This window comes from Mesorhizobium sp. M1088 (genome assembly GCF_040318575.1).
GTDB lineage: Bacteria > Pseudomonadota > Alphaproteobacteria > Rhizobiales > Rhizobiaceae > Mesorhizobium.
Genome location: NZ_JAMYMO010000048.1, coordinates 23214 through 34318 on the forward strand (window position 1 = coordinate 23214; position 11105 = coordinate 34318).

11 protein-coding genes and 1 pseudogene are annotated in these 11105 nt (G+C 61.6%); 5 read left to right on the top strand and 7 right to left on the bottom strand.

What is annotated here, in order from left to right; genetic code table 11:
- The first annotated feature begins 170 nt into the window (after positions 1–170).
- Together NKH49_RS30725 and NKH49_RS35020 are read left to right on the top strand one after the other, a co-directional pair.
- A complete protein-coding gene (locus tag NKH49_RS30725; RefSeq protein ID WP_502907970.1) occupies positions 171–1124 on the top strand; it encodes a tyrosine-type recombinase/integrase in 954 nt (317 codons plus the stop codon).
- A 63-nt stretch (positions 1125–1187) separates the two neighbouring features.
- Positions 1188–1487, top strand: coding sequence for a hypothetical protein (locus NKH49_RS35020; protein ID WP_502902756.1), 300 nt, complete (start codon positions 1188–1190; stop codon positions 1485–1487).
- A gap of 443 nt (positions 1488–1930) precedes the next feature.
- Here NKH49_RS35020 and NKH49_RS30730 read toward each other — a convergent pair whose 3' ends face one another.
- From NKH49_RS30730 to NKH49_RS30740, 3 genes and pseudogenes are all read right to left on the bottom strand, one after another.
- Complete coding sequence (locus NKH49_RS30730) at positions 1931–2644, bottom strand: HoxN/HupN/NixA family nickel/cobalt transporter (RefSeq protein WP_352503704.1); 714 nt, start codon at positions 2642–2644, stop codon at positions 1931–1933.
- Between the two features lie 21 nt (positions 2645–2665).
- A pseudogene (locus NKH49_RS30735) lies at positions 2666–3312 on the bottom strand (DUF1007 family protein).
- A gap of 119 nt (positions 3313–3431) precedes the next feature.
- Positions 3432–4259, bottom strand: a complete 828-nt coding sequence (locus tag NKH49_RS30740; protein WP_352503689.1) for a class I SAM-dependent methyltransferase — start codon at positions 4257–4259, stop codon at positions 3432–3434.
- Between the two features lie 212 nt (positions 4260–4471).
- Between NKH49_RS30740 and NKH49_RS30745 the strand changes: the two genes are divergently transcribed.
- A complete protein-coding gene (locus NKH49_RS30745) occupies positions 4472–5053 on the top strand; it encodes a TetR/AcrR family transcriptional regulator (protein WP_352503688.1) in 582 nt (193 codons plus the stop codon).
- On the opposite strand, the gene NKH49_RS30750 is transcribed toward NKH49_RS30745, so the two are convergent.
- From NKH49_RS30750 to NKH49_RS30765, 4 genes are all read right to left on the bottom strand, one after another.
- The gene (locus NKH49_RS30750; protein ID WP_352503687.1) at positions 5054–5581 is read right to left on the bottom strand and encodes a hypothetical protein; all 528 of its coding nucleotides are present in this window, start codon (positions 5579–5581) and stop codon (positions 5054–5056) included. It abuts the gene before it with no gap.
- 145 nt (positions 5582–5726) lie between these two features.
- Positions 5727–6947, bottom strand: coding sequence for an MFS transporter (locus NKH49_RS30755; protein ID WP_502907972.1), 1221 nt, complete (start codon positions 6945–6947; stop codon positions 5727–5729).
- Positions 6948–7048: 101 nt separating this feature from the next.
- Positions 7049–8464: a chromate efflux transporter gene (chrA, locus tag NKH49_RS30760; RefSeq protein WP_352503685.1), complete on the bottom strand. Its 1416-nt coding sequence runs from the start codon at positions 8462–8464 to the stop codon at positions 7049–7051.
- Between the two features lie 15 nt (positions 8465–8479).
- On the bottom strand, positions 8480–9457 hold the full coding sequence (locus tag NKH49_RS30765; RefSeq protein ID WP_352503684.1) for a chromate resistance protein ChrB domain-containing protein: 978 nt from the start codon (positions 9455–9457) through the stop codon (positions 8480–8482).
- A 103-nt stretch (positions 9458–9560) separates the two neighbouring features.
- Between NKH49_RS30765 and NKH49_RS30770 the strand changes: the two genes are divergently transcribed.
- Both NKH49_RS30770 and NKH49_RS30775 read left to right on the top strand, forming a co-directional pair.
- Entirely contained in the window at positions 9561–10562 is a 1002-nt protein-coding gene (locus NKH49_RS30770; protein WP_352929249.1) for a Fe-Mn family superoxide dismutase, read from the top strand.
- Entirely contained in the window at positions 10559–11029 is a 471-nt protein-coding gene (locus NKH49_RS30775; RefSeq protein ID WP_352686352.1) for a chromate resistance protein ChrB domain-containing protein, read from the top strand. Before NKH49_RS30770 ends, NKH49_RS30775 begins: the two co-directional genes overlap by 4 nt.
- The last annotated feature ends 76 nt before the right edge of the window (positions 11030–11105 follow it).

The following is an 11105-nucleotide window of genomic DNA, read 5'->3' on the forward strand; positions in this document are numbered from 1 at the left end:
AACGATGCCAACCCCCGCGGAGCGGGAGCCTTCCATCGCGTCGATTTTGAGCAGCTCTTGTTCTGACCCTTGTTGACCGCGGTTTTGAGCGACCGGATATGGCCTATCGTAACTTTATCCGGCGGTATCCAATTGTACGATAACCCGATTGTAGCTAACTCACCAAGACGATCGTCGATGCTGCAACGGCCGATCAGGAACCCTACGAACTTCGCGACACCATCATACCGGGGTTCTTGCTGAAGGTCACGCCGACCGGGCGCAAGATATTCATGGTGGGCTACGCCGCCGCCAACGGCCAGCGGCGGAAACCCGCCATCGGCCGCTTCGGCGAAATCACTCTGGAGCAGGCTCGAACGATTGCCCAGAACTGGCTCGCCGACGTCCGCAAGGGCAAGGGCCCTAGCACCGAACGCTCCGCCGCGCGAAAGGCACCGACGGTCAAGGAACTCTTCGGTCGCTTTATCGACGACTATTCCGAAAGCCGAAACAAGTCCTCGACCGTCACATCCAACCGGGGGTACGGGAAGCTCTACATCGTCCCATACCTCGGCCAGATGAAGGTGCCCGACGTTACGCGGGCCGACATCGCGACCCTCATGAAAAAAATGTCGAGGACCCCGACAAATGCGAACCGCGTCCTCGCGGTCGTCCGAAAGATGGCCGAGGTCTGGGGAATGCGGCCCGACGGGTCGAACCGATGCCGATATGTTGCCAAGTTCCCGGAACGGGGAAAGACAAGGCTGATCACCGATACGGAATTGAAGCTCCTCTACGCCTACCTCGACAGGGCCGAAACGGAGGGCCTGGAGCATCCCTTCATCCTCCTCGCAGTCCGGCTCCAATTCGAGTTCGCCGCGCGCATGTCGGAGATCCGGCAGCTCGAATGGGCTTGGGTCGATCTAGACAACCGATGTCGGTTGCCGAGCGGTGTCGGATGCCGTGCGTGCCGATGTGCGGCAGGCCGGCCCGCTCAAGGATGCGCTTCCAGCCGTGATAGTAGGTGTGCTTCGACATCGGGAGGTTTGGATCGAAGATTGATGGGCAGACGAAGGGCGAGGCCTCGAGGCGCGGGGCCGTCCCGAACAGCCGGGCCGCCTCCGCGCTCATCGGCTTGGACATAACGCCGGTCTTGCTATCGGGCCATTCGATGCGCCGCCAACTCCGGCGTGCCGGTGAAGGTCGGCATGGCGCTCACCGCGCATAAGACTGTCACCATGTTCATGCGCTATGTCCACACCGACGATGACCCAATAAGGGCCGCCGCCGACGCCGTGGCGCAGAGGCGTCTGACCCTGATCGGTGGCGCGCCAGCAGTCCCAGCCCCAACGCTCATTCCCGAGCCAATCATCGCGCCCCCCACCATCGCCCCCAAGCCCGCTGACGCGCTGACGCAGGCGGCAGATCAGAAGCCGCTCGGTCTTGTCGACGGCAAATACTCCTCACGCACCAAGCTCGGAAATTTACAGGCCGTTCCGCCATCGTAACGGCTAGAACCGGGCAGTGCCTCCTGGAACCAGGCGCGCAGACGGTGAGCAGGATTCCTCCGGTTTCGAATAAGCCAACGCAGCAACGCTGGCCGGCGCCGGACACCTCTGTCGCGCGCAATTCGTGGATGACGCAGAGTCGATCCGGTTCGTCGATGCCGAAGCGGCGGCTCGCTATCTCGTTTGGAGGCCCACACTCTGGAATGCTAACGATCGCTGAGCGGTGGCCGTCCTTCCATAAGTTCGGCAAATATGTCCGGTTCGCGGTCGACGACCTCGACGCCTGAGCAGCCAGTTGCCGGCGGGTGACGACCTCCTCCCCGCGGCGCCGCGCATCCCAGCACAGCGTTGATACTCTGCGTCACCCACGGAGGACAGAAATCGCTACAGCGGAGTTCGACAGGGTGCAGCGCTCCTGCACCGACAGTCGTGTCTTCGTCAAATCAGCGAAGCAAGATTTCATGGATCGCGAGGGCGATCAGGGCAGCGGCAGCCAAGCCCTCGATAGAGCGCGTGATCGCTTCGAACAGACGCGACCTGCCTTCGACAAACCAGATCAGGCGTTCGCGCAGTAGGATCGAGAGAATTGCGACCGCTGACAGCGTGATCGCCACGCCAATCATCATCGTGCCAGCGAACAGGATGCCGGCCGCCGGCACGCCGCGCGCGATCGCAAACGTCATGACGAACAGCGTGAGCGGACAAGGAATCAGTCCAGCCATGACTCCGACGGCTTCGCCTTCGTGCTTGTGATGATGCCCATGGCTGAGTGCCCGCCACAGCATCCATAGGCCGATCAACCCAAGCAGTCCGCGGCTGATGTCTTCCAGCAGAGGAGCGCGGCCAACACTCCCCAGCGCGATTGAGACAAGCGGCAGCGAAAGGACCGCAATCAGAACCGCTGTTGTCACATGGGTGATCGATAGGGTTGTCGATACGAGGAGGCCTCGAGAAACTTTTGCGTCCGAACCCGCTAGATACGTGGCCAGGACCGCCTTGCTATGGCCCGGTGTCAGCGCATGTGCCGCGCCGAACAGAACGCCCATCGGCAGGAAGGCCATGAACGCCAGCCAATCGCCGCCGGCCGAAAGCAGTTTGATTTGCTCGGCCAGCGCCAGGTAGATCGTGCGTTGGAACTCGACCAACGTCTGGAAAATGGCCATCGAACCGGCTCCGCTTCAGCCGCAGGTCAGTTCGAGGCGTGTCGCGAAAATCTTGCCGAGATTGGTCCCCGTCGGGTCGCTAAGGAACGCGTCTGTCAGGCTCTTCTGGTTCTGCGCGAGGGCCGTGTCCGGATCTCTGGACGCACGACCGCGCGTGAGCAGCCTTCAGGCAGGCCAGCCACAGCAATCTTGTCGTCGTCGGTAAAATCGATCGCCGTGTAGAAGGTCGGATCGTAGACGCCGATGCTGACTCTTCCAGCTAGGGCCAAAGGGTCCTTCGGCTGCGTCTCGAAGTGGACGACGAGTTGATCTTTTTCATAGCTGACGCTGAAACTCGGCGGTGGCGCCATAGTCACGTCCTTGCTGTTCAAGGTCACCATCTGAAAATAGTTGTACTCGGCCAGCGACGCATGGACGGTGAGAGCGCCTTCATCGAGTTCCTTTGCATCAAGGACGAGGCCGGAATTCTTGTCGAATTCCATCAGCACGGTGCTGGAAAAGAGGTCGTCGAAACGCCAGAGATGCCGAAGCGATTTGACCGTGTGGTCTGGACCAACGGTCAAATCCAGCTTCGCTTCGGCAAACACATGCGGATGGGCGTTCGCCGCCGCGGCGGAAGCGAGCAACAGCGCCGCGCCTGATACTATGCCCGTCAGTTGCATTTTTCGCTCGTCGATTCCGCATCAGGTAGGACACCTGCCATTGCAAGCAGGCCGAAATGGGACACTCAAACGCCAATTCTTCAGAACAGGGTCGCTATGCAACTAGCGTCTGAGCATGATCACGGCGACACGTGGCCCGGTTGGTCCTTGTTCGTCGCCGCGCGAATATAGTTCAGGTTCTTGGTCCCGACGGCGCCGATGTCGCTGACCTGGAATCCGCTCTCGGTCAACAGCGAGGCGACCGAATGCATATCGACATGACCATGCTTGTGGAGCCGGGGCAATCTGGACTTGCGCACGGGCCTGCCGAAATCGACGAGCAACAGCCGGCCTGCTGGCTTCAGGACGCGTGCCGCCTCGCGGATGAAGGCCGATCGAACGGGCTTCGACAGGTGATGCAGCATCAGCGTGCCGACGACGATGTCGAATTGCGCGTCCTTGAAGGGAAGCTCCTGCGCCGTCCCGTTGACGAACGTCAGATCGAGACCGGAGCGCTCGGCCTTGGCGCGCGCCCTCTCGATCATTTCGGCCGATGCGTCGAGGCCGGTGACGCTTCCGCCCGAACCGACCAGCCGCTTCGCGGCAATGGCAAGGGTGCCCGTGCCGCAGGCGACATCGAGCATCGCTTCGCCCGGCTGGAGCTTTGCCGGGCGAAGCATGAGCTCGCGAAAGCGGCCCTCGCGCCCAAAGGTCAGAACGCGCGCAAGCAAGTCATAGGCCGCCGCCCGATGCAGGACGATGCCGATGCCCCTGTCGCTCGCGCTCTGCGCAGCGTTGCCGACGAGCCCCCTGTGACGCAGGCTGCCCCACAGCGCCAATCCGGCGATCACCGCAAGGACGAGGCCGTGGAATGCCGCCGTCCAGGCGCCGGCCTGAATATAGCTCATGCCCAATTTGGCGAGGACGAGGAAGCCGGCGACCAGCGACAGCTTGGCAAGCAGGGCCAACGCTATCACCCTCTTGCGCGAATGCGGTCCGTTACCGGCGTGATGATCAGATGGGTGCATGTCTGGCGACCTTCTGCTTCATTGCGGCGTGCCCATACCCGATTTGAGCTCCTGGACTTGGCGTATCATAATGGACACAATGTCTGGAAATGCTGTTGTCGGACATCGGACCGCCGAATGTCCGAAACCGGGCACTGCAGAGGGCCATGGTCATGAAAATCGAACGCGCGGGCGAGCGGAACACGATCGATCGACGCGTCGTGCGGACGCGCGGCCTGCTGCAGGACGCGCTCATCGCCCTGATCCCGGAGCGTGGATATGCTGCCATCACCGTCGACGACATTTGCCAGCGGGCCAATGTCGGCAGGTCGACCTTCTATACCCACTATGCCGACAAGGATGCTCTGCGCAGCGCGACCATCGAGGCACATCTGCGGTCGATCGGCCGCAGGCGCGAGGCTGCAAGTCAAGAAACAGGTAGCCGCCTGTTCGAGTTCAGCCTGCCCATGTTCGAGCACGCACATGCATTCCGACCGCTTCACCACGCATTGCTTGCAAGCAGCGGCGATACGATCCACGACGAGTTGAGGGAGCGTATCCGGCGAGCCATCCGGGAAGAACTCGTCGAGAAACGGATCGGCGATCGCGGCATGCCTGCCGAATTCGCCATTCAGTTCATCGCCGGCGCATTTCTTGCGATCCTCGCCTGGTGGGTCGCCACCGACATGAACCTTTCACCGGCACAGGCAGACGACCTGTTCCAGAGGATGGCGGGAAAAGGCATGGGCGCCTGATTAGTCGTCAGCTATCGAGCTTACAATGATCGAATTCACTCGCTCCGTGTCGACCGGAGATGTCAAATGGACGAGCTGTTTTCGATTGCCTGCAATCAATATGTAAAGTTTGAAGACCTGAGCTCCATTCCGGTCCTCGCCGATCTTTTCGGCGTCTGTCCGGGCGAAGAAGCGCTGCTCGAATGTCGCGCGGTCGACGTCGAACAGTCTGATGGAACAGGTCTGCACGGCCTTGCCGTTCAAGGTGGCTTTTGTCACCGCGATTATGGTTCCGGCAGGTAGATCGTTGCCAGTCACAGCCCAACCCTGAAAGGCCTCCACGTCATCGACTGGAGCAAGCGCTGCGTCACTGGATAGCGGTGTCCATCCACGCGTCTTCGCCACAGCGGCGGTTCGCTCGAAGTCGGGGCCATGGGCAAGACAGGTCTGGTGAAAAGCTTCTAGCCCGAGATCGACAGTGTCGGCATACACCGGCGCCGATATCAAGCAGACGCCTGCGAACGCAAAAGCGAAGAGAGCTTTCGACATATCCGTTACACCTCGCGCTGAAAGAGCGAGCACCGATACGAACAAGATGGACCCATTGGCACGCTGGTCAAGCGGACGCCAAGGCCTCGACCTGCAGATTGAGTGGGGCGCGCTGCTCATGTTGGCTCGGGCATTCTGCGGACTGCTACGGCCTATCTCGTCGTTCCTCTGGCGGGCGAACCTTGCGAAACATCGCAAGCAGAAGGATGTCGTAGACAATCTTCAAGGCGCCGGCGATGAGCAACGGCCAACCGAAACCGGACATTGCGAGCAGCGAGCCGGCAAGCATCGGGCTGGCGGCTGCCGCGAGGCTGCGCGGGACGGCGGTGACGCTTGCCGCGGCCGCCCGCTCGCCGGGCGTCACCACCGCCATCACGTAAGAAGTGCGGGTCGGTACGTCCATCTGCGACAAGGCGCTCCTGATCAGCAGAAATACGATAACGGGACCGAGACTCGGCATGAAGGGGATGAGCAAAAGGCAAAGACTGGACGGCAGGTGTGTGAACACCATCGTGTTCACCAGCCCGATCCGTTTAGAGATTTGCACGGCCACCAAATACGACCCAGCCGAAAGGATACCCGTCAAAAAGAAGATTGCGCCCGTCGCGGCGAGCGATAGGCCGAACCGTTGGAAAAGCCAAAGCGCCAACAATGACTGAACCACGAAACCGCCCGCAAAAGCGTCAAGGCTGAAAAGTGCAGCGAGCGTGAGGACGATGGTTCGAGATTTGCGTAGTGGTTCCGCCTGTACCGCACTCGCATCGAGCGGCTCATCCGGCAGTTTCCGATAGAGGAGCAGCGCTCCTACCCCCAGAAAGGCATAAAGCAGGAAGGCGATCTGGAGACCTTGCTTGATGTCCAATCCGACAATCTGGCGGAGTAGGTCGGGGACGCCAGCCGCCAGAGCACCGACCGCCCCTACTACTGAGCCGATAAGGCTGTAGCGTGCAAAGAGCGCGGTGCGGTCGCGGTCAGTGACACTGTGGGCGAGTTGCGCATGCTCCAGCGGCAGAAACACACTGACGTCGCCCGAGGATGGGTTCAACGTTCCCACGAATGCGACAAGGAGCAGCGGCCAGAAGTCCTGGACCAACGCGAAGGCGCTCCCCGTGACGACCATCAGGACGGCAGCTGCGATCAGCAGGGAGCGGCGGGAGAAATGGTGTGCGACAAACCCGACGGTCAAGGTGAGCGCCGCCGAACCCGCGAGCGTCGCTGTCGTGAGAACCCCGATCTTGAAAGGGCTGAAACCAAGTGTGGCCAAATAGGCGGGAAGCAGAAGACTGACGAGCCCGTCGCCGAATGCCCTCAATCCCCTGGACGTCAACAGAAGGGCAGCTGCCGGCCTGGCACCGGCAGGCAGCAGCGAAAACCTCTGTTTGGCTAAAGGTTCGCGCGAAGCATTCGTCGGCGTCTGGGCTGCCAGGTATGCCTCCTGCCGCAAAGTGGTTGCGCCTATGGCACTGCTTAAATCGATCCCGTGGCAACGCCATAAAGCACGCCCAGGACGGAGCATGTCGCGAGCACGGGGATCATGCCGATCTTGAAACGGAATACCGCGAGCAGCGCCCCGAGCGTCAGCACCAGAGACGGCAGGTTGATGGAGTTGAACACGGGAACATCCACCGTCGTGCCCAGCCAGCTGACCTCACGCAGTTCGCGGAACAGCACATGAAGCGCGAACCATACCGCCAGGTTCAGGATCACACCGACCACCGCCGCCGTGATGGCAGATAAGGCTGCCGATAGGGCCTTGTTGCTGCGCATCGTCTCCATGAACGGCGCGCCGAGGAATATCCACAGGAAGCACGGAACGAAGGTTACCCACGTCGTCAGCAGACCGCCGAGTGTTCCGGCGACCAGCGGGCTCAGCATTCCTGGCGCCCGGTACGCGCCCATGAAACCGACGAACTGGGTGACCATGATGAGCGGACCGGGCGTGGTCTCGGCCATGCCGAGGCCGTCCAACATTTCTCCTGGCTTGAGCCAAGCGTAGTGCTCGACGCCTTGCTGAGCGACGTAGGCGAGCACCGCATAGGCGCCGCCGAAAGTGACCATCGCCATCTTGGAGAAGAAGATCGCGATGTCGGTGAAGACATTGCCTTGCCCAAGAAACACCAGAAGTGCCAGGACCGGCACGAGCCACAGCAGCAGACACACCGTTGCGATCTTCAGCGACCAGCTGACGGATGGCCGGGTATGCGCAGGCACCCCTTCGCCAAGCGCCGTATCAGCGTCGGCAACCTGCTTGCCGCCGACCTTGCCATGTCCGTTGCCCGACTGGAATGCAGTACACCCTGCCCGTCCCCCCACGTAACCGATCACACCCGCAGCCAGGATGACCAGCGGGAATGGCGCGTGGAAGAAGAACAGAGCGATGAAGGCCGCCGCCGCAAGCCCGATCATGACATTGTTCTTGAGCGCCCGTCTGCCGATCCGCAACACCGCTTCGAGCACGATGGCAAGGACCGCCGCCTTCAAGCCGAAGAAGAGGGCCTGAACTGCTCCGACGTTGCCGAAGATTGCGTAAATCCAGCTGAGCGCCATGATGGCGACCGCGCCCGGCAGCACGAACAGGATACCGGCGACGAGGCCGCCTCTGGTCTTGTGCATGAGCCAGCCGATGTAGATGGCAAGCTGTTGTGCCTCCGGCCCGGGCAGCAGCGTGCAGTAATTGAGCGCATGCAGGAACCTGGTCTCGCCGATCCAGCGCTTTTCCTCGACGATGATGCGGTGCATCATGGCGATCTGACCCGCCGGGCCGCCGAAGCTGAGCGCGGCCACACGCGCCCACACCCGCGTGGCCTCAGCGAACGAAATGCCATGACCGGGCGTTTCGTCTGGTCGGTTCGGTGCTGTCACGGTGCTCTCTGCATTGGCCATGGTTAGTTCCTCGGATCAGCCGCGCTTCGAACGGAAATATCGGTAGAGGTTGTCGAACACCGAAGCGCCCTCGGCGATCCGTTGCTCGTCACCGGCATTCGCCATGGCGATCCCGGCGATCAGGCTGGCAATCCCCGTGGCTTCCTCGCGGCCGAACTTGCTGTCCTTGAGATCAATATCGTGGACGACTTCGGCGATGGCCTGCAAAGCCGTATCCGTAATGCCGGCGCGGTCCAGCAGCACCTCGAAGCTGCAGCGGTCTCCCTCATGGGTGATTTCGCCCTCGAACATGTCGAAGCGCAATTCGCCCTCCTTTGGCACGTATCCCTTGCCAGCGACGAAGCGGATTGTTGCATCGGCATCGATGAAGCGACGGATCAGCCAGCTGCAGGCGATGCGGTCGACATGCACGTCCCGGCGCGTGACCCAGGTCCGGCCCTTGAGCTCACCCGGCTCGGCCGCCTTCTTCGGTTCCTTGGTCATGGCGTAGTCCTCTATAAGCTGTGCCTCGAGCTCGGCGATCAGTCCCTCGACAGTGAGGCGACCGCTGGCGCCAAAAAAATCGATCGTCACGACGTCGGCGAGCCGCTTGCGCAAACGGCCGAGTTGCGGACGCGCTTCCGCATGTTTTTCCGATGTCGTATCGGCCTTGATCGCTGCGGCCAGATCGCGCGCTTCCTTGACGATCTCCGCATAGTCGGCGTCACGGGCTGCGTCGAAGAGCGCACGGACCTGGGTGTCGGACAAACCATCTACGAGGCGCGCCTCGCACATCATCGCCTCGCCGCCGCCAGCGACGATCTCCTTGAGGAGCCATTCGAAATCCTCCTGCATCTCGGCATTGGCCGGCAGAGCGTAAACGGTGCTTTTGACTGCGACCGCACCGATGCCTTGCAAGCGTCGCCAGATCTTCACCCGGAAGTAGGCGGGTTTGCTTGGCAGCTGATGGATCAGGAGCAGCCAGCGCTGCTCCTGTGATTGCCCCTCACTCATAAGTGAACCGTATCATGGACAAAGCTAAATGCAACACCTGTATCATTTTTCATTCGGGCATAGCGTTCCCCTCCTCACGGATAGCCGTGCCGAGGGGAAACCGATGCCACACCGGATCATGCCGTTGCCGTTCGAGCCGCCTCGCCTCGTCGGCCTCTCCGAGAGGCTGTTGGCAAGTCACTACGAAAACAACTATGGGCGTGCCGTTCGTCGCCTCGACGCCATCGAACAGCGGCTCGACGGGCTCGACTGGAGCGCGGCACCCGTTTTCGACATCAACGGTCTGAAACGCGAAGAACTGGTCGCCGCCAATTCAGCGGTCCTGCACGAAATCTATTTCGACGGACTCGGTGGCAGCGGCGATGCTGGAGGCGATCTCGCTGCGGCTCTGGAGCGAGACTTTGGCAGCGTGGCCTCCTGGCGCGCCAAGTTCATGGCCTGTGCCAAGGCGCAGGCAGGAGGCTCGGGATGGACCCTGCTGACCTGGTCGGAGCGGCGCGACCGACTGACGATCCAATGGGCGGCGGACCACACCAACTGTCTTGCCGGCGGCATGCCGATCCTTGCGCTCGACATGTACGAACATGCCTACCACATGGATTTCGGCACCAAGGCCGGCGCCTATGTCGATGCCTTTATGAAGAACATCCATTGGGAACGGGTGGCTGCCCGCCACCGCCGGGCCGTCGGGCAGCGTGATCCTTCAACAGGATCGGCATCGGACGACACGGTTCCAGCGATTGCGCCAGAGGAACTGCGGGCGCGTCTCCATCAAGGAGAAGGTCTCGTGGTGCTCGACGTCTGCCTTGCCGAGGATCTGGCAAAGCGCAGCGACATGCTGCCGGGGGCCAAGACCCGCGCGCCCGAGAAGATCGCCGATTGGGCGGATGAACTGCCGACAGACAGGCCGGTCATCGTCTATTGCGTCTACGGCTTCCAGGTCAGCGGCGACGCCGTGGCCGAACTGCGTCGCCGCGGCGTCAATGCCAGTGCGCTTTCAGGCGGCATTGCCGCCTGGCATGCGATCGGCGCGCCAACCGTCCCTCTGGTGATAAGCGAAGAAAGGGTCCCTCTGGTGATAAGCGAAGAAAGGATTGTGTCATGAAATGGGTTACCCGCGAACGTCCGGTCATCGACCGCATCGCCTGCCCCTGGCTGATTGCGCGCTTCATCGACAAGGAACCTGAGTTCCTCTTCGTGCCGCCCGATCAGGTGATCCGCGTTGCCCAAGAAACGGGCGCCACGCCTTACGACGTGCCCGGCGTCGAATTCACTCATGTCGGCGACGGATGCAGTTTCGACACCTTCGTTTCCAAAAATGGGCTCGAGCGCGACCCGGCGATCGTAACCATTGCCGCGATCGTACGCGGCGCCGACACGGACCGGCACGATCTCACGCCACAGTCGGCAGGGTTGCTAGCGATCTCCATGGGTCTGCGGGACCTGACGCCCGACGACCACGAGGTGCTGAAGCACGGCTTCGTCATCTATGACGCGCTCTACGCGTGGGCTTCGGGCCGCAAGGCGGAAACGCATAGCTGGCCACCCGCCACGAAGCCAGCAGCCGCATGACAAATTGGGGGGCAGATCACAAGGAGAAATCCCATGCATGCAAAACTCGTGACCGGAGCAATGCTGATCGCGATGT